This window comes from Pedococcus sp. KACC 23699, from assembly GCF_045348425.1.
In the GTDB taxonomy this organism is placed as follows: Bacteria; Actinomycetota; Actinomycetes; order Actinomycetales; family Dermatophilaceae; genus Pedococcus.
In genome coordinates, this window is record NZ_CP157483.1 from 3,556,457 (window position 1) to 3,579,970 (window position 23,514).

Annotated in this window: 21 protein-coding genes; 8 read left to right on the plus strand and 13 right to left on the minus strand. The window is 70.3% G+C overall.

The window, feature by feature from the left end:
- Positions 1-5 precede the first annotated feature (5 nt).
- A complete protein-coding gene (locus tag ABEG17_RS16660) occupies positions 6-1,610 on the minus strand; it encodes an FMN-binding glutamate synthase family protein (protein WP_406830595.1) in 1,605 nt (534 codons plus the stop codon).
- 57 nt (positions 1,611-1,667) lie between these two features.
- Positions 1,668-2,564 (minus strand): hypothetical protein, encoded by an 897-nt coding sequence (locus tag ABEG17_RS16665; protein ID WP_406830596.1) that lies wholly within the window; start codon positions 2,562-2,564, stop codon positions 1,668-1,670.
- Positions 2,565-2,641: 77 nt separating this feature from the next.
- Here ABEG17_RS16665 and ABEG17_RS16670 point away from each other — a divergent pair, with 77 nt between their 5' ends.
- Complete coding sequence (locus ABEG17_RS16670; RefSeq protein ID WP_406830597.1) at positions 2,642-2,971, plus strand: cupin domain-containing protein; 330 nt, start codon at positions 2,642-2,644, stop codon at positions 2,969-2,971.
- Positions 2,972-3,001: 30 nt separating this feature from the next.
- Here ABEG17_RS16670 and ABEG17_RS16675 read toward each other — a convergent pair whose 3' ends face one another.
- Complete coding sequence (locus tag ABEG17_RS16675) at positions 3,002-3,733, minus strand: alpha/beta fold hydrolase (protein ID WP_406830598.1); 732 nt, start codon at positions 3,731-3,733, stop codon at positions 3,002-3,004.
- Positions 3,734-3,781: 48 nt separating this feature from the next.
- On the minus strand, positions 3,782-4,288 hold the full coding sequence (locus tag ABEG17_RS16680) for a MarR family winged helix-turn-helix transcriptional regulator (RefSeq protein ID WP_406830599.1): 507 nt from the start codon (positions 4,286-4,288) through the stop codon (positions 3,782-3,784).
- Between the two features lie 96 nt (positions 4,289-4,384).
- On the opposite strand from ABEG17_RS16680, the gene ABEG17_RS16685 reads away from it, so the two are divergent.
- Both ABEG17_RS16685 and ABEG17_RS16690 read left to right on the plus strand, forming a co-directional pair.
- Complete coding sequence (locus ABEG17_RS16685) at positions 4,385-4,963, plus strand: NADPH-dependent F420 reductase (protein WP_406830600.1); 579 nt, start codon at positions 4,385-4,387, stop codon at positions 4,961-4,963.
- A gap of 30 nt (positions 4,964-4,993) precedes the next feature.
- Positions 4,994-5,716, plus strand: a complete 723-nt coding sequence (locus tag ABEG17_RS16690) for an alpha/beta hydrolase (RefSeq protein ID WP_406830601.1) — start codon at positions 4,994-4,996, stop codon at positions 5,714-5,716.
- A gap of 135 nt (positions 5,717-5,851) precedes the next feature.
- Here ABEG17_RS16690 and ABEG17_RS16695 read toward each other — a convergent pair whose 3' ends face one another.
- Positions 5,852-7,375 (minus strand): MFS transporter, encoded by a 1,524-nt coding sequence (locus ABEG17_RS16695; protein WP_406830602.1) that lies wholly within the window; start codon positions 7,373-7,375, stop codon positions 5,852-5,854.
- A gap of 107 nt (positions 7,376-7,482) precedes the next feature.
- Positions 7,483-10,233, minus strand: coding sequence for an AAA family ATPase (locus ABEG17_RS16700; protein ID WP_406830603.1), 2,751 nt, complete (start codon positions 10,231-10,233; stop codon positions 7,483-7,485).
- Positions 10,234-10,351: 118 nt separating this feature from the next.
- Here ABEG17_RS16700 and ABEG17_RS16705 point away from each other — a divergent pair, with 118 nt between their 5' ends.
- From ABEG17_RS16705 to ABEG17_RS16725, 5 genes are all read left to right on the plus strand, one after another.
- The gene (locus ABEG17_RS16705) at positions 10,352-11,272 is read left to right on the plus strand and encodes an NAD(P)/FAD-dependent oxidoreductase (RefSeq protein WP_406830604.1); all 921 of its coding nucleotides are present in this window, start codon (positions 10,352-10,354) and stop codon (positions 11,270-11,272) included.
- Between the two features lie 113 nt (positions 11,273-11,385).
- Complete coding sequence (locus ABEG17_RS16710; RefSeq protein ID WP_406830605.1) at positions 11,386-11,847, plus strand: MerR family transcriptional regulator; 462 nt, start codon at positions 11,386-11,388, stop codon at positions 11,845-11,847.
- 114 nt (positions 11,848-11,961) lie between these two features.
- Positions 11,962-12,357 (plus strand): cupin domain-containing protein, encoded by a 396-nt coding sequence (locus ABEG17_RS16715; RefSeq protein ID WP_406830606.1) that lies wholly within the window; start codon positions 11,962-11,964, stop codon positions 12,355-12,357.
- A gap of 97 nt (positions 12,358-12,454) precedes the next feature.
- Complete coding sequence (locus ABEG17_RS16720; protein ID WP_406830607.1) at positions 12,455-13,492, plus strand: NAD(P)-dependent alcohol dehydrogenase; 1,038 nt, start codon at positions 12,455-12,457, stop codon at positions 13,490-13,492.
- Positions 13,493-13,525: 33 nt separating this feature from the next.
- Entirely contained in the window at positions 13,526-14,107 is a 582-nt protein-coding gene (locus ABEG17_RS16725; RefSeq protein WP_406830608.1) for a sugar O-acetyltransferase, read from the plus strand.
- 138 nt (positions 14,108-14,245) lie between these two features.
- On the opposite strand, the gene ABEG17_RS16730 is transcribed toward ABEG17_RS16725, so the two are convergent.
- From ABEG17_RS16730 to ABEG17_RS16760, 7 genes are all read right to left on the minus strand, one after another.
- Positions 14,246-15,181 carry an acyl-ACP desaturase gene (locus ABEG17_RS16730; RefSeq protein WP_406830609.1) on the minus strand — a complete coding sequence of 312 codons (936 nt, stop codon included), beginning with the start codon at positions 15,179-15,181 and terminating at the stop codon, positions 14,246-14,248.
- A 48-nt stretch (positions 15,182-15,229) separates the two neighbouring features.
- The gene (locus tag ABEG17_RS16735) at positions 15,230-17,995 is read right to left on the minus strand and encodes a cation-translocating P-type ATPase (RefSeq protein ID WP_406830610.1); all 2,766 of its coding nucleotides are present in this window, start codon (positions 17,993-17,995) and stop codon (positions 15,230-15,232) included.
- 140 nt (positions 17,996-18,135) lie between these two features.
- Complete coding sequence (locus tag ABEG17_RS16740) at positions 18,136-18,564, minus strand: hypothetical protein (protein ID WP_406830611.1); 429 nt, start codon at positions 18,562-18,564, stop codon at positions 18,136-18,138.
- Complete coding sequence (gene uvrA / locus ABEG17_RS16745; RefSeq protein ID WP_406830612.1) at positions 18,561-21,041, minus strand: excinuclease ABC subunit UvrA; 2,481 nt, start codon at positions 21,039-21,041, stop codon at positions 18,561-18,563. Before uvrA ends, ABEG17_RS16740 begins: the two co-directional genes overlap by 4 nt.
- Before the next feature lie 61 nt (positions 21,042-21,102).
- Positions 21,103-21,348, minus strand: a complete 246-nt coding sequence (locus ABEG17_RS16750; RefSeq protein WP_406830613.1) for a three-helix bundle dimerization domain-containing protein — start codon at positions 21,346-21,348, stop codon at positions 21,103-21,105.
- A 77-nt stretch (positions 21,349-21,425) separates the two neighbouring features.
- Positions 21,426-22,682 carry a sugar ABC transporter permease gene (locus ABEG17_RS16755; protein WP_406830614.1) on the minus strand — a complete coding sequence of 419 codons (1,257 nt, stop codon included), beginning with the start codon at positions 22,680-22,682 and terminating at the stop codon, positions 21,426-21,428.
- Positions 22,666-23,511: an ATP-binding cassette domain-containing protein gene (locus ABEG17_RS16760; protein WP_406830615.1), complete on the minus strand. Its 846-nt coding sequence runs from the start codon at positions 23,509-23,511 to the stop codon at positions 22,666-22,668. The genes ABEG17_RS16755 and ABEG17_RS16760 overlap by 17 nt, the downstream gene beginning before the upstream one ends.
- Positions 23,512-23,514 lie beyond the last annotated feature (3 nt).

Sequence of the window (23,514 nt, forward strand, 5' to 3'; positions counted from 1 at the left end):
GGCGGTCAGCTCCTCGAGGTCGGCAGTGAGTGCCGGAAGGTGGATGCGTCGGCGGCCGCCCAGTCGGCGGCCCACGTCTGCGGGGGTTCACCGATGAGTTGCCCCGGGGCGAGCCACTCAAACAGCTCGGCGTACGAGCGCGTCTCCCACGGGCTAATGACCTTGCGCAGCTGGGTGGGGGACAGGTCACGCGGGTGGTGGGCCCCCATCGAGGCCATCATCTTCACCGCCTCTTCGACGGTGCCCTGCTGGTAGTGCATCACCCGCTGGCTCTTGTCCTGCACGTCGACCGCCCGTGCGCGTCGGGCGTCCTGCGTGGCGACACCGACCGGGCACTTGTCCGTGTGGCACATCTGCGCCTGGATGCAGCCGACGGCCATCATCATGGCCCGCGCGGCGTTGGTGTAGTCCGCGCCCTGGATCAGTCGCTTGACGATGTCGTTGGCGGCGGCCACCTTGCCGCTTGCGCCGATCCGGACCGTGTCCCGCAGGCCCGCGCCGACGAGCGCGTTGTGCACGAGCATCAGGCCTTCGGTGAGCGGCATACCCATGTGGTCCTCGTACTCCAACGGCGCCGCGGCGGTTCCGCCCTCCGCACCGTCGACGATGATGAAGTCCGGGGTGGTGCCCACCTCGATCATCGCCTTGCACAGGGCCAGGACGTCGACCCGAGAGCCCACGCACAGCTTGAAGCCGGCGGGTTTGCCACCCGAGAGCTCGCGCATCTCGGCGATGAACTCGATGAGCTCGACGGGCGTGCGAAAGACCGAGTGCGCCGACGGGCTGACGCACTTGACGCCCTGGGGTACCTCTCGGATGCGAGCGATCTCCTCGCTCACCTTGGCCGCCGGCAGCACCCCGCCGATGCCGGGCTTGGCGCCCTGGCTCAGCTTGAGGGAGACCATCTTGACCTGGTCGCTGCTCGCCTTGTCCGCGAACTCGCGTCGGTCGAAGTGGCCGTCCTTGGTCCGCGTCGAGAAGTAGCCGGAGCCGATCTCCCAGACAAGGTCTCCGTGATGCTCCTGGTGGTAGGGGGACAGGCCACCCTCACCCGTGTCGTGCGCGAAACCGCCGAGGGCCGCGCCCTTGTTGAGTGCGCGGATGGCGTTGGCAGACAGCGCGCCGAAGCTCATGGCCGAGACGTTCAGCAAGGCCATCGGATATGGCTTGCGGCAGTCGGGTCCCCCGACCAGGACGCGCGGCACCTCATCGGGCGGGTCCAACGGAGCCGTGGAGTGCACCAGGTACTCGTACCCGGGCTCGTAGACGTCGCGTTCGGTGCCGAACGCCTGTTCACCCGCGGTGTTCTTGGCCCGCTCGTAGATCAACGAGCGGGTGTCGCGGTCGTAGGGGCGCCCGTCATAGTTGCGTTCGATGAAGTACTGCTGCAGCTCGGGCCGGATGTCCTCCATGAGGAATCGGATGTGCCCGAGGACCGGGTAGTTGCGCAGGATGGAGTGCTTTCGCTGGATCCCGTCCCAAGCACCCAGCGCCAGCAGGGCGACCACGAACGCGAGGACGACCCACCACGCCCAGCCGCCGAGGGACGCAGCGAGCGCGACGACTCCGGCAAGTACGGCCAGCGTTCCGACGATGAAGAACTTCAGCATCACGACCTCCTGACCGGCGATGATGCCACCGCCCGCCTGAGAAGATGCTCAGTTGTGTCAGCCGGCGTGGAGGCGTACCCGGTCGCGCACCTGGTGGATTGCGGCTGACACCTTCGCGCCGACCCGGTCCGGGTCCGTGAGCCAGTCCATCAGCGCATGGTCGTCGTCAGTGACGCCGAGGAGGACGTCGGCCGTCGCCGCGGCCACCAGTGCACCGGTGCGAGGCACGGGAAGTCCGTCACCGGCGAGGTGCCCTGCCCATGTGTCGGCAAGGGAGATGAGGTCGTCGTCGACGTGCTGCCGCCGCGCGAGGGTGAGCGCCTCCGCTGCCGCAGGCAGCGACCCGACGGCATCGTCGTGGGTCGCCGCCCGGACCTCGGCCACGAGCTCGGTGAGGTGCAGCTCCATCAGCCACGACGGCATGCCGCGTCCGGCGAGCACCCGGGACAGCCAGGTCACCTGCTGGATCGCCCGCTCGGTCCCGAGTGGTGCGAGGGAGATCAGCCAGGCGGAGTCCGAGCTGGCGAACCGTGCCCCGCGCTCGCCGTAACGCAGGCCGTAGTAGGGCATGGCGTCGATGGAGCGCTGCGCGGCACGCACGGCCGCACGCACCAGTGTCGCGTCGGTGGTCACGGGGTAGGCCCCCGCCTCGGGGTTGACCACCGCCGCATCGATGGACTGACCGGATGACCGGCGCGCCAGTCCTGCCGCCACGTGCCTGTGCGCCTGAGCGGCGAGGTCGGCCACGTGCGAACCGGGCCCGCTGCCTTCCAGCCGGCCCTCGACAGCCGCACGCAGGAGGTCGGGCACGGTCGAGCCGGTGGCGACGACGAGCCGCTCGATGCTGACGACTGCGGCGAGCACGGCAGGGTCCTCGATGCGACCGGTGAGGGTGCGGTCCGCCTGGGCGAGGAGCAGGCTGCGCGCCTCGTTCGTGGCTGGGACGTTGGTCATGGCCGTCATTGTGCCGTCTGCCCTGCGGCCGTCTGCCCTGCGGCCGACGGTCCGAGGTGGCGGGCAGGATGGTGTCCATGACCCGGCTCCTCGACACCACCGCCCCGATCGCCCTCGACCCCGTGCCGCCGGCGACCGTGGTGCACGGCGACCCGCGGGCGGGGACGCGCACCCTCGCCAGCGTCGTCGGCGCCGAGGTCGGGGTGTGGGAGCTGACGGCCGGCACGGTCACGGACGTCGAGGTCGACGAGGTGTTCGTCGTGCTGAGTGGCTCGGCCACGCTCACCTTCGACGACGGGGAGGTCATCGAGCTCGGCCCCGGCGTCACGGTCCACCTGCGTGCAGGGGACCGGACGACGTGGGCCGTGCACGCGCCCCTGCGGAAGGTGTACATCGCCGGACCGTGACGCCGGGTCGCGCCCCGGCTCAGCGCATGCTCAGCGCATGAGCGGGGTCTTGGACGTCACCTCCAGGAAGAGCTCGGCCACGGCGGCGGCGAGGGCCTCTGGCTGCTCCTGAGCGAGCATGTGGCCGGCCCCTTCGACGAGGGTGAGCTGCGCGCCGGGGATGCCGGCGGCCAGCTCGACCGCGTTCTCCGCGGTGATGAGCCGGTCGCCAAAGCCGTGGACCACGGCGGTGGGGCAGCCGATGGAGCCGAGGTCGGGACGCGAGTCCGGCCGCCCTGACGCGAGGGCAAGCTGGCCGACGAAGGCCTCGGGGCCGACCTCGTGCGCCATGGTCCTCCAGAAGTCCGCCAGGTCGGCTCGCGCGAGGTTGCCGGGATCGACCAGGACGGGGAAGACGGCCTCGACCAGATCGCTGAACCGTCCTGCGAGGACCGCCTGCTCCTGGTCGCGGCGGCCAGAAAGCTGCTCGGGGGAGTCCGGGCGAGCGGAGGTGCTGATCAGCGCCAGGCCCGCCACCCGCTCCGGGGCGCGGCGCATGACCTCGAGCGCGACGTACCCGCCCATGCTGAGGCCCACGAGCACGAATCGCTCAGGTGCTGCGGCGAGGAGCCGCTCGGCCATCGCAGCCACCGTGCTGTCCCGGCGGTTGTCGGCGACGGTGACCGCGCCGTGCGACCACGCGGTGGGCAGGAGCTGCTCGTACAGCCGGGCCGAACACAGCAGGCCGGGGACCATGACGGTGTGGAGGGGAGTCGTTGCCATGGTGCCAAGGCTAGGGAGGGCCACGGACAGGAAAGGCGCCAGCTCGGGTCAGCGGTCTGGGGTCGACGCGGGCTGCGCCTCGTACAGGCTGGCCAGGCTGCCGTCCGGGTCGAGCTTGGACAGCAGCGCCGCACAGGCCTGGCTGAGCTGTTCCACCTGAGCGGGTTCGAGGGCGTCGAAGACGTGGCGGCGTACTGCGTCGACGTGTCCGGGCGCGGCCGCGACGACCTGCTCCCACCCGACGGCGGTGAGCCGGGCATTGGTGGCTCGACGGTCCTGCGGGCAGGGGAACCGCTCGAGGAGTCCGCGGGCCTCGAGCCGCTTGGCGACGTGGGAGAGGCGGGGGAGGGTGGCGTTGGTGCGCTGGGCCAACGCCGTCATGCGCAGGGTGCGCTCGGGGGCCTCGGAGAGCATCGCGAGCACGAAGTACTCGTAGTGGGTGAGGTGGGCGTCCCGCCGGAGCTGGAGCTCCAACGCGCCGGGCAAGAGCTCGACGACGGCGATGAGGCGCAGCCATGCGGCTCGTTCGGCGTCGTCCAACCAGCGGGGGTCCATGTGAACCACGATAACCGGTTACTTGTAGGAACAACTAACCCGGAGTACGTTGTTGCTTGAAGCATCAACTAATCACCTCGACCAAGGAGCTTTCTCATGGCACACCTCAGCATCATCGGCACCGGCACCATGGGCCAGGCCATCGCGGCCGTGGCAGGACGGGGCGGCCACACGGTCCAGCTTCTCGGCCAGTCGGATTCGGCAACGAGCGTCACGGGGGAGATCGTCGTCCTCGCGGTTCCGTACCCGGCAGTCAGCGCAGTCATCGCCCAGCGCGGTGAGAGCCTCGCGGGCAAGATCGTCGTCGACATCACCAACCCCCTCAACTTCGAGACCTTCGACTCGCTCACCGTGCCTGCGGACGGCTCGGCGACCGCCGAGATCGCGGCTGCGCTGCCCTCGTCGCAGGTGCTGAAGGCGTTCAACACCACCTTCGCCGCCACCTTGGCGAGTGGGACTGTCGGCGAACTTCCCACCACCGTGCTCATCGCGGGCGACGATGCCGATGCCAAGTCGACCCTGGCAGGCGTCATCACGTCGGGCGGCCTGAAGGCGATCGATGCCGGCCAGCTCTCGCGGGCCCGTGAGCTCGAGGCCATCGGCTTCCTCCAGATCACTCTGGCTGCCAGCGAGAAGATCGCCTGGACCGGTGGCTTCGGCATCGTCCCGGCCTGACCGACGCACGTGAAGGAAGTGGGAGCAGCAGTGAGCACCGAACAGACCACCACGAGCGAGCGTTCCGGCTTCACCGCTCCCGTCGTCGCGACATACGGGAACGCCGACCCGACGGCACCGCTCGTGGTGCTCCTGCACGGACGGGGGTCCACCGAGCGGGAGATCCTCTCCCTCGCGCCGCACCTCCCACCCGCTCTGGCGTATGCCGCGGTGCGGGCGCCGATCGCCGAGGGGGGTGGCTTCGCGTGGTTCGCCAACCGGGGGATCGGTCGTCCGGTGGCGAATTCCATTGCAGCCACAATGGATTGGTTCCGGGGCTGGCTCGATGAGGTGGCGCCGGAGGGGAGACCGGTGTTCCTCGTCGGCTTCAGCGGAGGTGCCGCCTTGGCTGGGGGGCTGGTCCTGTCGGACCCGTCCCGCTACGCCGGCGCCGCGATCCTCTACGGCACCCTTCCCTTCGATGCCGGCATCCGTCTGGAGCCCGGTCGGTTGAGCAACCTGCCCGTGTTCGTCGCGCAGGGCGACGCGGACCAGGTCATCCCGCGCGAGCTGCTCGACCGGACCTGGGACTACCTCCTCGACGAGTCCGGCGCACCGACCGTCGCCCGACGGGACCCGAGTGGTCACGGCATCACCTCCAACACCCTCCATGGACTCTCCGACTGGCTCGCAGACCGCGTCGCCCACGTGTCCGTGGCGGCACCCGCCGCTGTCGGTGCCCCCGTCGAGCTCGACCGGCACGGGGCCCCGTGACGAGCTCGGACCTCATGGCGAGGTCCGAGCTCCTGTGGTGGTGCTGCTGATCGGTGGGACAGGGACGGCGACCCGAGCCAGTGGCCCGGGTCGCCGTCCTCCGCCACGACGGTAGGACACCGCGTGGGTGGGGCCTCAGTGGTGCATGTGCATCCCAGCGCCGCCTTCGACGCGTGCGGCAGGCATTCGCAGGTACGCGACCACGGCGAGCACCGCGGCGATGCCGGCAGCGGCGAGGAACCCGCGGGGGAAGCCGTCGACGACCCCGGCGGCACTGGCAAGGCCTCCGGCGCTGTTGGCGACCGCGGACAGGACCGCAACACCCACGGCGGCGCCGACCTCGTGCCCGGTCATGAGGAACCCGGACGCCATGCCGGCGTGCTGCGGGGGGATGCCGGCCATCGCGGTGACCGACACGGGGGCGAAGACCATGCCGACGCCGAGACCGATGATGGCCAGACCGGGCAGGACGCCGGTGGCGAAGCTGGATCCAGCGGAAGCCTGGGCCAGCAGGACCGCACCACCGGCAACCAGCAGCAGACCGATGGCGGCGACGGCACGTGGGGTGCCGTGGGCCAAGGCGTGCCGGGCCACGACGGTGCCGACCGTGATGGCGAGGGCGAACGGGACGAAGGCGACGCCGGCGCGGATGGCGGAGTACCCCATCACGGTCTGGACGAAGATCGACGAGAGGAACACCGTGCCGACGAGGATGCCGGTGACGCCGAGCATCACGGTGGTGCCGGAGACCAGGGACGTCACCTTCCAGGTGTGCGGCGGGATGAGCGGACTCGCGGCCCGGCTCTCCCGGAACCTGAAGGCCGTGGCCAGCGCCCCGGAGGCGGCGAACGCGACCAGGACGTGGGCCGAGAGCCAGCCGTGCTGCTCGGTGGCTCCGAGTCCGTAGATGAGTGCGGCCAGGCTGCCGATGACGGTGGCGGCTCCGGCGACGTCGAACTGCTCGAGGGTGACGCGTGCGGTGGCGGCGGCGGGGATGACCTTGAGACCTGCCACGAGGGCGACGGCGCCGATCGGTGCGTTGATGAAGAAGATGGTCTGCCAACCGGCCCAGGTGGTCAGCGCACCACCGAGTAGGACGCCGGCGGCGACCCCGAGGGACCCGACGGCACCCCACAGGGTGAGTCCGAGGCGGCGCTGCGCTCCGGAGTAGGTGGTCATGATGATGGACAGCGCGGCGGGGGTCATCAGGGCTGCGGACAGACCTTGGCCAGCGCGGGCCGCGATGAGTTCGCCTGCACTACCAGCGAATCCGCTGACCATGGAGGCGGTGGTGAACACGGTCAGGCCTGTGAGGAACACCCACTTGCGCGACAGCAGGTCGGCGATGCGGCCACCGAACAGAAGACCGCCGCCGGACATCATCAGGTAGGCGGTGACGACCCACTGCATCTGGGACCCGTCCAGGTGCAGGTCCCGCCCGATGGACGGCAGGGCGGTGTTGACGACGGAGATGTCGAGGACGACGAGGACCTGGGCGGCGAGGGCCAGGGCCAGGACCGCCCATGACCTGCGGGGCCCGTGCTGGGTGTCCGCCGCGGTCTCGGTGTCCGCGACGGTCTCGGTGTACCCGACGGTGTCGGCGTCCGCGACGGTCTCGGTGTCCGTCGCGAGCGGTTCGTCGGTGGGCGTGGTGTGCATGGCTGCTCCTGACGTGGCGGTGAGTGGCTTGGCTCCACCGTCGTCGAGACGCCCAGCGCTCGCGCCGGTCAAATGGCCGGGGTGCGCGTCGTCCGGCCGAGAAGGGGTCAGCTGAGCGTGAGCTGCGCGAGCTCGGTTCGCGAGCTGACGCCGACCTTGGTGAACACGTTGCGCAGGTGGAACGCCACCGTGCGGGGCGACACCCAGATCTGGGCGGCGACGTCCTTGTTCGACAGGCCGGTGCTCACCAGCTGGGCGACCTTGAGCTCCATCGGCGTCAGGTCGAGCAGGGTGGACGGGTCGCGCCTACGGGCCGTCTCGCCGGACGCGCGCAGCTCCTGGGTGGCCCGCTCGACCAGCGGGATGGCATTCAGATCGGTGAACGTCGCCAGTGCTGCGCGCAGGTGGGGGCGGGCGTCCACGCGCCGGTTGGTGCGGCGCAGGAGCTCGCCGTACGCGAGGTGGGTCCGTGCCAGGTCGTAGGGGCGGGACGCGTTGCGGTAGTGGCGGACTGCTCGTTCGAACGCCGCTGTGGCGTCGGTGGGTTCCCGCATGGTCAGGGCACGACCCAGCTCGACAGCGCCGAGGGCCCACGGGTGACCGGTCCCCGTGGCGAAGGGGGTGAGCTCGTCAACCCAGGCCAGCGCCTGGCCGGCCTCACCCGCGCGAACTGCTGCCTCGATCCGGTCGACCGTGGCCAGCCGGTGAAGGGCAGGCACGCGCATACCGGACAGGTGGTGAAGCGCAGCAGACGTATCGCCCTGGGCGGCGGCGCGGGTGCCCTTGGCCCACCGGGTGACGTCGTGCACCGGGCCCGCCAGGATCCCCAACGGGTATCGGCCTGTGACGTCGTCCAGTGACGCGAGATGGTGGTCGTGGTCGTCGCTGCCGGTGAGGGCACCCAGGAGGGCCAGGCAGGCCAGTGGTGCCGCGGTCAGCGGGGTCTGGCCGACGCTGCGCGCCAGGGTCAGGGCTTCCTCGGCGGAGCTGCGCACGGCGGTCCACGGTCCGGTGGGGAGCTGGGCGAACATGAGTCGCTCCAGGGCGTAGACGACCACCATCCCGGCACCGGCTTCGCGGGCGGTCGAGGCCATGGCGGAGTAGGAGGAGCGAGCACCCTCGTCGTGGCCGAGGTGGAGTGCGGTGTTGCCCAGGTTGCCCATGACGTCGAGGTCCTCGACCTGGCGTCCAGCCTCCAGGGCCTGCTCCAGGGCGGGAGCCGCGTCAGCCCAGTCCTGGTCCCCGCTCGCCGTCAGGGTCCTCAGGAGCAGCCGCAGGCATGCTGTGCGCGCGGTGTCCTCGTCGGTCGGAGCCAGCAGGCGAGCCAACACCTCGGTGGGCAAGGTCGCTCCGCTGTCGGCGCCATAGGTTCGGTTCAGGGCGGCCGCGCACGCCATCTCCAGGGCGCGACCGGTGTCGTGGTCGACGACGGTTCGGGCGGCGACGGTGAAGATGCGGTGGGCGTCGACGGCGGAGCCGACGTTGACCTCGATGCGTGCCCGCAGCCGGTCGATGTCGGCCCGCTGCAACGGGTCGACGGCGAGCTCGCGCGCCGAGGAGGCCGACGTGCTGGCGCGCAGCGCCTGCCCAGCCGCCCACGCGGTGCGCCCCGCCCCGAGCAGCCGCTCAGCGCGGTCAAGCTCGTTCACGGTCAGCGCGGCCGAGCGTTCGTATGCGTCGGCGGCGGCGACGTGGCCGCCGCGTTGTTCGGCGCGAACGGCTACGTCGTGCAGGGCGTCGGCGACGGCGTCGTCGGGTCCGTCGGCGGCTGCTGCGCGGTGCCAGGTCGACCGCTCCGGATCGTCGGGGCCCACCGCGTCCGCCAACGCCCGGTGCACCTGCCGTTGCTCGAAGCTCGTGGCCGCCTGGTAGACGGCGGAACGGACCAAGGGGTGTCGCACCGTCACGGCGTCGCCGTCGACGGTCAGCAGGCTCGACCTCTCAGCCACCTGCCACGCGGCCTGGTTGACGCCGAGGGTGGCCGCCGCCTTCAACACGGTGGCGATGCGCCCGGTGGCGTCCGCGGCCGCGACCAGCAGCAGCGTCTGCACCTCCTGCGGCAGGCGACGGCACCGGTCGAGGAACGCTCGTTCCACTCCGGCGGTGAGGGTGAGCTGCGGTGGTAGCGGAGCCTCGCCGCGCAGCTGCCCGGGACTGAGTGCGTCGGGCAGCTCCAGCAGGGCGAGCGGGTTGCCGCCGGTGTCACGGACGAGTCGTTCGGCGACCTCGTCTGGTAGCGGGTCGCCAGCACGTTCGTCGAGGAGCCGGTGTGCGGCGCCGTCGTCGAGACCGACGACCTCCAGGACGGGCAGCCCGGGCGCCGTGAACGCCCGTCCGGCGGCGGCACCGCTGCGAGCAGCGAAGACCATGACCACCGGGTCCGCGGCCAGCTGGCGGGCCGTGAACAGCAAGGCGTCCGCGGAGGCCGGATCGAGCCAGTGCGCGTCGTCGACCACACACACGAGGGGCGCGTCCGACTCGGCTGCGTCGGTCAGCACGGACAGGGTGGCGACGCCGACCAGGAACGGCTCCACGGTCGGTCCGTCCTCGAGCCCGAACGCGACCCGCAGAGCCCGTGCCTGGGGGTCGGGTAGCCGGTCGAGATCCATGACGGGACGGAGCAGGCGGTGCAGTGCTGCATACGGCAGCGGTGACTCGGACTCGACCCCCGACGTGCGCAGCACTCGTGGGACGGCCGAGGACTCGGCTGGAAGCGGTGCCGTGGCGAGCGCGGCCAGCAGGGCGGTCTTGCCGACGCCGGGCTCGCCAAGGATCACGAGCACACCGGCGGTTCCCGCGCGAGCTTGCTCCACCAGGGCGGCCAGCTGCGCGCGTTCGGGCTCGCGGCCGTGCAGCACCAGCCGACCGTACCGCCGGCCGCGACCGCGACAGAAGACGTCGCGGGGTCCCGTCAGGGCACGGCTACCGTCATTTGGGGGGAGGCGTCGCCGGTGCCAGCGGGTGCACCATGCCAGCATGAGCGAGTATGACGTCGTGGTCGTCGGCGGCAGCGCCGCCGGTCTCTCAGCCGCCCTGGTCCTGTCCCGGGCCCGCCGCAGGGTCCTGGTCGTCGACTCCGGTGCACCTCGCAACGCGCCGGCTTCGCACATGCACGGCTTCCTTTCCCGCGACGGGGTGCCCCCGCCCGACCTGCTCGCGGTCGGTCGTCACGAGGTACGCACCTACGGTGGCGAGGTCCGTGAAGGGAGTGTCACGCACGTGGCGCGCGCCGATCCGGGGGAGTTCACCGTCTCCCTGTCGGACGGACGCGAGGTGTCGTCCCGCCGGCTGGTGCTGGCCACGGGTCTTCGCGACGAGCTGCCGGACCTCCCGGGACTGTCCGATCGGTGGGGCCGAGACGTGCTGCACTGCCCGTACTGCCACGGGCGCGAGGTCGAAGACCAACCCCTGGGAGTGCTGGGCGACGGTCCTGACTCCGTCCGGTACGCACAGATCGTCCGCCAGTGGTCCGACGACGTCGTCCTGTTCATCCCCGCGGGCGTCGTCAGCGCCGAGCAGCGGATCGGGCTGGACGCGCGCGGGGTGCAGGTGGTCGAAGGAGTCGTGAACGGGGTGACGGTGGAGGACGACCGGCTGACCGGCGTCACGCTGGCTGACGGCAGCACGGTCGAGCGGGCCGCGGTGTTCCTGCCTCCACACCTGGTCCCCAACAACGACCTTGCGGCACAGCTGGACTGCGCCCTCGACCCGGACGGCTGGGTCGTGACCGATGCAGCGGGAGCCACCAGCGTCACCGGGGTCTGGGCGGCCGGGAACGTCACCAACCCCAAGGCCCAGGTGGTCACGGCCGCGGGTGAGGGGTCGGCCGCCGCCATCGACCTCAACGCTGACCTCGTCGACGAGGACGTCCGAGTCGCGGCGGATTCGGCACGGTGACCTGCTGCTGATCGCGGCTGATCCATGGACACCAGGTGAGCCGGCGGCGGCTCGCCGGAAGGGCTTGCCGCAGCCTTTGACTTCAAGTACTTGAAGTTCCTAGCGTGGTGGACATGAGCGTACGGACCAGCCGTCACGAGTACACGATCAAGGAGGCAGCCGCACTGACCGGGCTGCCGGCCAGCACGCTGCGCTACTACGAGTCCATCGGCGTCATCGCCTCGGTGAGCCGCGGGGCGACCAGCGGTCACCGGGTCTATGACGAGGACGACCTCGACCAGATCATGTGGGTGGCCTGTCTCGCGGCGACCGGGATGTCCGTGAGTGACATGCGCACGTACGTCGCCAACGGTCGGCTCGGCCCGTCCGCCGCGGCTGAGCAGGTCGAGCTGCTCGCCGACCAGCAGCGGCGACTGGCGTCGGAGGCCCAGCACCTGGTCCTGCGGCAGCGTTACGTCGCCCTGAAGATCGACTACTGGCACGCCGTGGCCGCGGGCGATGACGCCCGGGCCGAGCTGCTCTCCGGCGAGGCCCGCCAGCTCGCCGACCAGCTCAAACGGGCCGGCAAACCGTAGTCCCCAACCCACCCCAACTCAGGCCCACGGGCGGCGCCCCATACGACACCTGCGAAGACAGGCGAGTCGGCGCTGCGCCGTGCCCGCGAACCCGACGAAGAAAGAAGCCTTCCCATGAAGTTCACCCAGAGCGGTGGCCAGACGGCCACCGGACCAGCGGACTGGTTCACCGGCACCGTCCACATCGACGGCATCCGCAACCCTGACGAGCAGTCAGCGGTGGGGTGCGCCCACGTGCGCTTCACCCCCAGCGCCAGGACCGCCTGGCACAGCCACCCCAAGGGTCAGACCCTGTACGTCACCGACGGGATCGGCTACGTCACCCGCCGCGGCGGCCAGCCGCAGGAGATCCGCCCCGGCGACGTCGTCTACATCGAGCCGAACGAGGAGCACTGGCACGGGGCCACCCCGGACCGGTTCATGGCCCACGTCGCCATCCAGGAGGCCGACGACCAGGGTCAGGTCGTGACCTGGCTGAACCACGTCACCGTCGACGAGTGCAGCGCCTGAGCGCCCGCCCACGAGGCACACGCACCAAGCCCCACCCGACGAACACGCACCAAGCCACCCCACGCACCCATCACCAGACACGAAGGAACGTTCTCCCATGCGCGTCAACGCCTATGCAGCTCCGTCCGCAGGCCAGCCCCTGGCCCCCACCACCATCGAGCGACGTGAGGTCGGCGCCAACGACGTCCTCATCCAGATCGAGTTCGCCGGCATCTGCCACTCCGACATCCACACCGTGAACGGTGACTGGGGCCCGCAGCCCTTCCCGGTCGTGCCCGGCCACGAGATCGTCGGCCTCGTCACCGAGGTCGGCGCAGACGTCACACGCCACCAGGTCGGAGACCGCGTCGGTGTCGGCTGCATGGTCAACTCCTGCGGCGAGTGCACCAACTGCCGCAACGGTGACGAGCAGTACTGCGTCAAGGGCATGGTCGGCACCTACGCCGCCACCGACCGCGACGGCACCACCACCCAGGGCGGGTACTCGACCCACGTCGTCGTCGACTCCGACTACGTCCTGAACGTCCCCGCCGGCATCGACCCGGCCGCCGCGGCGCCGCTTCTCTGCGCCGGCATCACCACGTACGCCCCGCTGCGGCACTGGAACGCCGGCCCCGGCACGAAGGTCGCCGTCGTCGGCCTCGGCGGTCTCGGCCACATGGCCGTCAAGATCGCCCACGCCCTCGGCGCCGAGGTCACCGTGTTGTCGCAGTCGCTGAAGAAGCAGGAGGACGGGCTGCGCCTCGGTGCGGACCACTACCACGCCACCTCCGACCCCTCGACCTTCGAGCAGCTGGCCGGCACGTTCGACCTCATCGTCAACACCGTCAGCGCCAGCATCGACCTCGACGCCTACCTCGGCCTCCTGGCCGTCGATGGCACCCTCGTGAACGTCGGCGCCCCCGCCGAACCGTTGAGCGTCAACGTGTTCTCGCTCATCGGTGGGCGACGCTCGTTCGCCGGATCCATGATCGGCGGCATCGCCCTGACCCAGGAGATGCTCGACTTCTGTGCCGAGCACCACCTCGGCGCCGAGATCGAGGTCATCGCTGCCGACAAGATCAACGAGGCGTACGAGCGCGTGCTGGCCTCCGACGTGCGCTACCGCTTCGTCATCGACGCCGCGACGCTCTGACCACCTTCCCCGTCAGCTGACAGGAGCCGGACCATGGAGCTGCACGAGTTCCTCGAGCACGTCGAGTGCGGCGCGCTCATCGAGGCCGGCTCGGCCGCGCACCGGTTCATGCACGCCGCTTCCCAGGATGCGTTGCGCATCATGGCCGAGCTGAATGGCGCGTACCGCACCCCGGACGAGGTCCGGCTCCTGTTGGCAGAGCTCACCGGCAAGCCGGTGGACGAGTCGGTGACCGTGTTCCCGCCGTTCTACAGCGAGTTCGGCAAGAACCTGACGCTCGGCAAGGACGTCTTCATCAACATGGGCTGCCGCTTCCAGGACACCGGGGGCATCACCATCGGGGACGGCACCCTCATCGGCCACGGCAGCACCCTGACGACGCTGAACCACGGGATGCAGCCGGACCGGCGGGCAGACATGACCCCGGCGCCCATCGTCATCGGCTCCCGTGTGTGGCTCGGTGCCTCGGTCACGGTCGTCCCTGGAGTGACCATCGGTGACGGGGCGATCGTCGGTGCCGGCGCGGTCGTCACCAAGGACGTGCCCGCAGGCGCGATCGTCGCTGGGGTGCCGGCGAGGCTCGTGCGCATGGTGCCGACCGGCGAGCAGAGCTGAAGGCTGAGTCGTGGTGCTGCAGTCGCAGCCACAGGGCAGCCCACCCTGTGGCTGCCGGTGAAGACCTCCACCCGACTGCCACCAACCGACTCCCAACACTCTGACCGGGCCACGAACACCCGGGCCCTTCGACGGAGCTCAGGCTTCCTGCCGGGCGGCCCGCTTTGCCGCACGCTCCTCGCGGCGGGCCACGAAACGAGCTGCCTCGTCGTCGAGGGAGGCGACCGCGGCGGCAAGCTCGTCCCGGGCCTGCTCGCCGTCCGCGTCGAGGCCCTCGAGGTCCCAGACACCCCACTGGCGCAGGAGCGGCTCCACGATGTCGTCGTGGTGGATGCGCAGGTCGTAGATCCCGGCCATGGCCATCTGGATGGCCTTGCGGCCGAACCCGGGGATGATCGCGCCCGGCATCTGGAAGGTGACGACCTCGTCGGTGATGGCCCGCATCGTCTGGCTCGGTGTCAGCTCCAGCGCAGCCTGGATGATGTTGCGGTAAAAGATCATGTGGAGGTTCTCGTCCTTGGCGACCCGCGTGAGCAGCTTCTCCGCGATCGGCTCCTCGGTGTAGCGGCCCGTGTTGCGGTGTGACACGCGGGTGGCCAGCTCCTGGAACGAGGCGTACGCACAGAGGTTGAGCAGCTGCTTGTCGCCCGCGTCGTAGCCGGTCTGCATCGTGTCCATCCGCGCCTGCTCGAGCTCGTCGGGATCCACTCCGCGCGTCACGAGCAGGTAGTCGCGGATGCAGAACGCGTGCCGGCCCTCCTCGGCAGTCCACCGGTTGACCCAGACGCCCCAGGCGCTGTCGCGTCCGAAGGCGCCCTCGATCACGCGGTGGTAGCTCGGGAGGTTGTCCTCGGTGAGGAGGTTGACCTCCAGCGCGGTCCTGGCGATCGGCGACAGCTGCGACTGGTCCGGCGACCACCGGTCGCCGCCCAGGTCGGCGAAGTCACGTCCCATCGACCAGGGGACGTACTCGTGCGGCATCCACTCCTGCGCGGCGGCGAGGTGCCGGTTGAGGTTCTCCTCCGCCGTCGGCTCGAGGGCGGCGAGCAGCTGGGCTCCGTCGAGTGCGGCCATGGGGTCCTCCTCGGTGTGGAACGCGCAGCTCGCGCCCGCACCCCCTGCTTACACCCTGGGGGGTCGTGGAGCCAGAGATGCCACCCCCTGACGTCGTCTGGCGTTCCACCTCCAGAGCTCGTCGGCTCCCCAGACCAACAGGGGGAACGGCGCGATGAACACGACCTGCCACAGATCCGGACGCGTGGTGCCGAAGACCTGCTGCACCGGAGGAACGGTGACCAGGATGGCGGCGAAGACGATCTCGTAGGCGATGCCCCACCACAGCAGCCGGTTGGAGAACAGGCCGACCTGGCGAAGCGATGCGTGCTGGGTGCGGGCGGCCACCGCGGTCCCGACCTGGCAGGCCACGATGCCCAGGAAGCTCATCGTGGTCGCCTGTCGCCAGACGTCGTGCAGCGGGCCGGAGCTCACGTCGTCGCCCAGCTGCCACCCGCCGTGTCGGAGGGTCACCAGGAAGACCGTCATCACGAGCACCGCGGAGATGCCACCCAGCAGTCCCCACGCACGGGCCAGCATCGCGGAGTCGATGACGTTCTGCGTTCGTTCCCTCGGTGGGCGCGCCATCAGCCCTGGTTCGGCTCGTTCCCTGCCGAGGGCCAGCGCGGGAAGGGTCTCGGTGCCGAGGTCGATGGCCAGGATCTGCATCACCGTCAGGGGCAGAGGGATCCGGCCGCCGGACAGGGCGTAGGCGAGAAAGGGAACAACCTCGGGAGTCGCGTGGGCGAAGATGTAGACGATGAACTTCCGGACGTTGTCGTAGACCCGCCGTCCTGCCTCGACAGCCGTCACGATCGACGCGAAGTTGTCATCGGTGAGGACCATCGTGGCGGCCTCACGTGCCACGTCGGTGCCTGATCTGCCCATCGCCACGCCGATGTCGGCCCGTCGGAGGGCCGGAGCGTCGTTGACCCCGTCACCGGTCATGGCCACGACGTGCCCCTGGTCCTGCAGGGCGTCGGCGATGCGCATCTTGTCCTCGGGTGAGCTGCGGGCGAAGATGAGCTCGTCACCGGTGGCCAGCAGTGCATCCAGCTCTGACTCGAGCATCTGGTCCAGCTCGGTGCCGGTGACGATCCGAAGACCGGCGTGACCGATGCCCACCGCCTCGGCGATACCTCGCGCCGTGAGCCCGTGGTCGCCGGTGACCACGATGAGGCGGATCCCCGCGGAATGGCAGCGATCCACCGCTTCGGCCACCTCTGGTCTCGGCGGGTCGATCATCGCCACGACGCCCAGCAGGGTGAGGTCACGCTCCGCCAGCTCACGCGTCAGGCCCGGCAGCTCGACCTCGTCGACGTCGCGCTCGGCGACGGCCAGCAGGCGCAACCCCTCCTCGGCCCAGGCGCTGACGATGCCTTCGAAGATGGCCGTGTCGTCCTCACCCCACGGACGTGCTGCACCGTCTGGACCTGCCACTGCGCGGCACAAGGGCAACAGCTCCTCCGGTGCGCCCTTGGTGTGGACGCGGACCCGGTCGGCATCTCGGTCGACCGTCGACATGCGACGAAGAGCCGGGTCGAAGTGGAACAGGGCGATCCGCTCTCCGCGGGGGGCACCAGGGTCCAGGCCCAGCGTGCTGGACATGTGCAGCAGGGCCAGCTCGGTGGGGTCTCCCTCTTCCTCGTCAGGCCGATCCGGCTCGAGGTGGGCGTTGTTGCAGGCGACCACGGCGCCGGCCAGTCTGCGCGCCGCCGAGAGCGACGTGGCGTCGGTCGGCGAGGCCGTGAGGTCAAGCTCCTGCCCGGGCGTCCAGGCACGGGTCACGCGCATCCGGTTCATGGTCAGCGTGCCGGTCTTGTCAGTGCAGATCACGCTGGTCGAGCCGAGCGTCTCCACGGCCGAGATCCGTTTGACGAGAACCCTGTTGCGGGCAAGGACCCGAACGCCCACAGCGAGCGCGAGCGTGATCGTGGGCAGCAACCCCTCAGGCACGTTCGCCACCAACAGCCCGATGGCGAAGTTCACCGCATCTCCCAGCGACAGCCCGGCGACCAGCGACCCGATCGGCACGAAGGCGATGCCCGTTCCGACCGCCACCATGGCTATCAGCCACGCGACGTGCTTGACCTGGGTCTCGAGGGGACTGTCCTCATGGCCGACTCGTTGCGACAGCGCTGCGATCCGCCCCAGCTCGGTGTGCATCCCGGTGTTGAAGACCACCGCGGTGGCTTCGCCCTCGGTGCAGTTCGTCCCGCTGAAGACCAGATCACGAGCTTCGAGGATCGGTCCACGGGTGTCGAAGGGATCGGCTTCGCGCAGCAACGGAAGTGACTCACCCGTCAGGGTGGACAGGTCCATCTCCACCGATCCGGACAGCAGCCGTGCGTCCGCCGAGATGCGCTCGCCCTCCTCCACCAGGATCACGTCGCCCGGGACGAGCTCGCGAACCTCCACCGGTTTGGGCGCCCCGTCCCGCAGGACGCGCACCGTCATGGGCAGGTAGGCCGTGAGTGCCTCCACGGCCCGCTCGGCATGCCGTTCCTGGACGAAGGCGAAGAGTGCGTTCAGGAGGATCACCACGATGATCGCCACAGCCAGCGCGGTGGTACCGCTGACCGCTGCGAGCAGGCCGGCCAACCAGAGCAGAAGCGCCAGGGGATGGATGAGCTGTCCGATCAGCTCACGTGGCCAGCCCCGTCCGCGACGGCGCACGAGCTCGTTGGGTCCGAAGACCAGCAGGCGTCGTGCAGCGTCCCGGTCCGAGAGTCCCGTGCGGCGAGTCCGCAGGTCGCGAAGGAGCCGATCGATGGACTCCTGGGGGTTGACGGCCGAGAGGTTGTCCGGAGCCAGGTCTGCCTGTGACTGAGACACCCCGGCCCCCCTGACCCTCCGCCATCGCCTCCATTACAACGTCGGTGTCTTCCCCTTGTCCACCACCAGGACCCCTCGATGCGGAGTCCCCGTCCCACTGGGTCAGGAGCCTCTCGGGCAAAGAGCCGGTCGACGAGCACTCACCCCTCGCTGGCGGCCCACCCCGTGACCCGCACGATGCGGCACACCAGCAGCCGGTGGAACGGCTTGTCGATGTACTGCGGCACGGCGCGCGCCAGCCGGTCGGCGAGCTCGTCGGTCAGCGCCGACGGCGGGTCGGGGACGTGCTCGAGGTCCGCCTTCACCCACCACAGCCTCGACCAGTCGTCCGCCACCCAGTGCTCGATGAGCAGCGACCCGCGCGGGTCCGCCGCGAGGTTGGCCTCGCGCTGCAACCGCGACGAACTCTTGGGTTTGACCCGGTCGATCGGCACCCCGACGTGCCCGTCGTCGCTCACGGCATACACGACCGGCTGGGGGTCCGGGCCACGCTCAGGGTGCAGGGTGCACAGCACCCCGTGCACGTGGCCGCCCAGGAGGGACCGGGCCGTCTCCTCGTTCAACCTCATCGCGAGCTCACGTGGGACGAGAGACGAGTCGCCAGGTATGGCGCGGTGACGCTGCCCTCGGCGCGGGCAACTTCCTCCGGGGTCCCCGTGGCCACCACTCGACCGCCCTGGTCGCCGCCGCCCGGGCCGAGGTCGATGACCCAGTCGGCGCTGGCGATCGTGTCGAGGTCGTGCTCGACGAGCACCACGGTGTTGCCGGCATCCACCAAGCGGTGCAGCTGGCGCAGCAGCAGGGCGATGTCGGCCGGGTGCAGCCCGGCGGTCGGCTCGTCGAGCAGGTACAGCGCGTGCCCGCGCCGGGCCCGCTGGAGCTCGGTGGCCAGCTTGATCCGCTGGGCCTCCCCGCCGCTGAGCTCGGTCGCGGGCTGCCCGAGGCGCAGGTAGCCCAGGCCGACCTCACGGAGCGTGGCCAGGCTGCGGGCGGCTGCCGGGACGTCAGCGAGGAAGTCGGAGGCCTCGTCGACGGACAGACCCAGCACGTCGGCGATGGTCTTGCCCCGGTGGACGATCTCGAGGGTCTCGGCGTTGTACCGCGCGCCGTGACAGCTCGGGCAGGGTGCGTACGTGCCGGGCAGGAAGAGCAGCTCGACGGTGACGAAGCCCTCGCCCTGGCAGGTCTCGCACCGCCCCTCGGCGACGTTGAACGAGAAGCGTCCCGCGCCATACCCGCGCTCCCGGGCTTCGGGGGTCGCGGCGTACAGCTTGCGCACCGCGTCGAACAGGCCCGTGTAGGTGGCCAGGTTGGAGCGCGGGGTGCGTCCGATCGGGCGCTGGTCGACGCGCACGAGCCGGTCGAAGGACTCCAACCCGCTGGCGTCGTCGACGTCGATCTCGAGCGCGCTGTCCTCGGCGTCGTCGGGGCTCTGGCCGAGGTGGCGTCGCACCAGCTCGGCGAGCACCTGGGTGACCAGTGTCGACTTGCCCGACCCCGACACCCCGGTGACCGCGGTCATGACGCACAGCGGGACCTCGACGGACAGGTCCTCGAGGTTGTGCCGGCTGACCCCGCGCAGGTGCAGCCACCCCTGGGGGGCGCGCTGGGGTCGCACCGGCGGCTCCGCGCGGCCGAAGAGGTGCCTTCCGGTGACGGACTCCTCGACCTGCTCCAGGCCCGCGACCGGCCCGGAGTAGAGGACGCGGCCGCCCTTCTCGCCCGCTCCGGGCCCGATGTCGACGACCCAGTCCGACCGGCGGACGATGTCGAGGTCGTGCTCGACCACGAAGAGCGAGTTGCCCGAGGCCTTGAGGGTGTCGAGCACGTCGAGCAGCGGGGCGGCGTCCGCCGGGTGCAGCCCTGCGGAGGGTTCGTCCAGGACGTAGACCACCCCGAAGAGTCCCGAGCGCAGCTGGGTGGCGATGCGCAGGCGCTGCGCCTCCCCGGGCGAGAGGGTCGTGGAGCTGCGCCCCAGCGACAGGTAGCCCAGCCCCAGGTCGAGCAGCACCCGGACCCGGTCCACGAGGTCCGTGCAGATGCGGACCGCCACCTCCGTCGCCTCGCCGGAGTCGGCCGAGGACGTCGCCGGGCCCGCCTCGGTGAGCTCGGCGACCGGACGGAGCAGTGTCACCAGCTCGGTGAAGGACAGGGCGTTGGTCTGCGCGATGGTCAGGCCCCCGAAGGTGACCTCGAGCGCGTCCGCCCGCAGGCCCGTGCCGTGGCAGGCAGGGCAGGGGACGCTGCGGACGAAGCGCATCGCCTTGTCGCGCATCATCTGGCTCTTGGAGGTGGCCAGGACGTGGTGGACGTGCGCGCGAGCGCTCCAGAAGAGCCCGTGGTAGCCGTAGTCGATGCGGTCGCGCTCCGGCTTGATGAGCACCTTGGGCTGCTCGTCGGTGTAGAGGAGCCAGTCGCGGTCCTTCTTCTTGAGCTTGCGCCACGGGGTGTCGACGTCGATGCCCAGCCCCGAGACGATGCTGCGCAGGTTGACGCCCTGCCAGGCGCCCGGCCACGCGGCGATCGCGCCCTCGCGGATGCTCAGCGAGGGGTCGGGCACCATCAGCTCCTCGCTGACGTCGTGCTCCTCCCCGAGTCCGTGGCAGCGCGGACAGGCGCCGGCGACGGTGTTGGGCGAGAACGCCTCCGCCTCCAGCCGGGACGCGCCGTCCGGGTAGGTCCCGGCACGCGAGTAGAGCATCCGGACCAGGTTGGACAGGGTGGTCAGCGTCCCGACGCTCGACCGGGAGCTCGGGGCGCCACGGCGCTGCTGCAGCGCGACCGCCGGAGGCAGCCCGGTGATCTCCTGCACGTGCGGTGCGCCCACCTGCTGCAGCAACCGCCGGGCGTATGGCGCCACGGACTCGAAGTAGCGACGTTGCGCCTCGGCGTAGAGGGTGCCGAAGGCCAGCGAGGACTTGCCGGAGCCGGAGACGCCGGTGAAGGCGACCATCGCGTCACGGGGCAGGTCGACGTCGATGGTCTTGAGGTTGTGCTCGCTGGCTCCGCGAACATGGACGAAGGGGTCGTTCGGGTCGTGGGGCACGTGTCCCTGTGTAGCCGCTCGCCGACCGCGGCGCACAATCTGGTCGGATGCCGACCCGCTGTCACCGGGGGGTGGCGACCGCCTGGGACTGGGGCTGTTCTGCTGGGGACGCCACCGCGATCACGCGCAGCCGGTCGTGGGCGGCGTGTTCGACCAGGAGCGGAACGTAGTCCCGCACCGGCCCGCGGAGCTCGGCATGCGCGAGGCGCACCGCGGCCTCGATGACTTCAGAGGCGATCCCGGGGAAACGGTCGGCCAACCGCTCCTGGATCTCGCCCAACGCCGAGGCTTCCTGTTGGTGGTCCATGAGGTCATGGTGAGGTCGTCCCGGCGTCGGGGGCAACCCCTCGAGGGGGTGGTCCTGCGACGGCATCGAGGCCGCCTTCACGTGCCGACCGGGCGGTTGCGGCGCGCGACCGCGTCGATCGTCACCGCGATGACCAGGACGGCGGCCGTGACCATGTACTTGCTCGCCGCACTGAACCCGAGCAGGCCCATCCCGTTGTCGATTGCCGCGATGACGATTCCACCGAGGACACCGTGCAGCGCCTTGCCTCGTCCGCCGAAGAGGCTGGTGCCGCCGATGACTGCTGCCGCCACTGCGTAGAGCACCAGGGTTCCGCCGTCGATGGCCGTGGAGATCGACCGCAGCCGGGAGGCGTAGACGACACCGGCGATGCCTGCCGTAAACGAGGTCAGGACGAAGGCTGCGGTCCGGACTCCGGCCAACCGGATCCCGGCCCTTCGGGCGGCTTCGGAGTTGCCCCCGATGGCATAGATGTAGCGACCGAAGCGGGTCCGGCCCAGCAGGAAGGTCCAGGCTGCAAGGACGCCGAAGACGAGCAAGATGACCCACGGAACCCCTGAGACGGGCAGCAGGATGCCTCGGTTGGTGTTGCAGAGCAGCACCAGGGCCACGCCCCCGAGGAGCGCGACGAGGATCTTGATGATCGTCAGCGTGGCCGGGGGTGCGGTCAGACCGGTGTCGCGCCGGTGCGCGTCGCCGCGCCACGTGGAGATGGCGAACAGGCCCACCACGATCAGCATGACCACCCACCCGGCGACCGGCGACAGGTTGCCACTGGAGATGTTGTTGATCGTCACGTCCTGGATGAGGATCGAACCGCCACTTCCCAGGATCACGAGCATGACGCCCTGCCAGAACAACAGGCCGCCCAGCGTGACCACGAAGGACGGAAGCCCGAGGCGAGTGATCAGGGTCCCCTGGAATGCTCCCACGAGGATGCACACGCCTAGGGCCGCGCCGATGGCCGACCACCACGTCCAACCCACCGTCGGTTGGACGCGTTCGGCCATGATGACGGCAGCCAGGCCTGCGACGAACCCGATGGACAGGTCGATCTCGCCGAGAAGCAGGGCGAAGACCTGTCCCATGGCCAGGATGCTGAACACCGCCGCCTGCACCAGCAGGTTGACCAGGTTCCCCGCGGTGAGGAAGTTCGAGTTGAGGGACTGGAACAGCGTGGAGACGAGCAGGAGGCCGGCGATGACCGGCAGCACTCCCGTGTCGCCGCCCCTGATCCTGGCGGCGGACATCCGCAGGTAGGCCCCGGTGGTGACCGGCGCGGGGGAGGCAGCCGTGGCGTCCCCGGCGCCCGCGGGGTCATCGAGCTGGGCCATCGTCCTGCTCCGCAGCCGGGGATCGGAGCGCACCACGTGTGCTCCGACCCGTCGTCATGAGGTCCACCACCACCTGGCGGTCCAGCTCCGAGACCGGGCGTACCGCCACCATCTTGCCCAGGTGCAGGACGGCGATCCGGTCGGCGACCTCGAAGACGTCGTTCATGTTGTGGGAGACGACCAGCACGGCCACCCCACGATCGGCGAGGCGCCGCACGAGCTCCAGCACCATGGTGGTCTGGGCCACCCCCAGGGCAGCCGTGGGTTCGTCCATGATGACGAGCTTGGAGTTCCAGAGAACGGCCTTGGCGATGGCCACCGACTGACGTTGACCTCCGGACAGCGACGCCACCGGCTGGCGGATCGAGCGGACGCTGGTCACCGCCAGGCTCTTGAGGGTGTCGAGGGCGGAGTGCTCCATGGACTCCTCGTCGAGGACGAACCGTCGGGTCCGCTCGCGACCCAGGAACATGTTCTCGACGATGTCGAGGTTGTTGCACAGGGCGAGGTCCTGGTAGACGGTCTCGATCCCGAGGTGCGCGGCGTCACGAGGCGAGCCGAGGTCGACCCGCTCGCCCGCCCACCACATCTCGCCCGACGAGGGTGGGTGGATGCCGGCGATGCACTTGATGAGGACGGACTTCCCCGCACCGTTGTCGCCGGCCAGCGCGGTCACCCGCCCGGCGGTGATGTCGAGGTCCACTCCGGACAACGCCTGCACCGGCCCGAAGTTCTTCGACAGGCCCCGCAGCCGCAGCAGGGGAGTAGGGGCCTGTCTCGGGGGTGAGCCGGCTGCGGGCTCCTGACCGCTCGGGGTCACCAGGTCCATGTT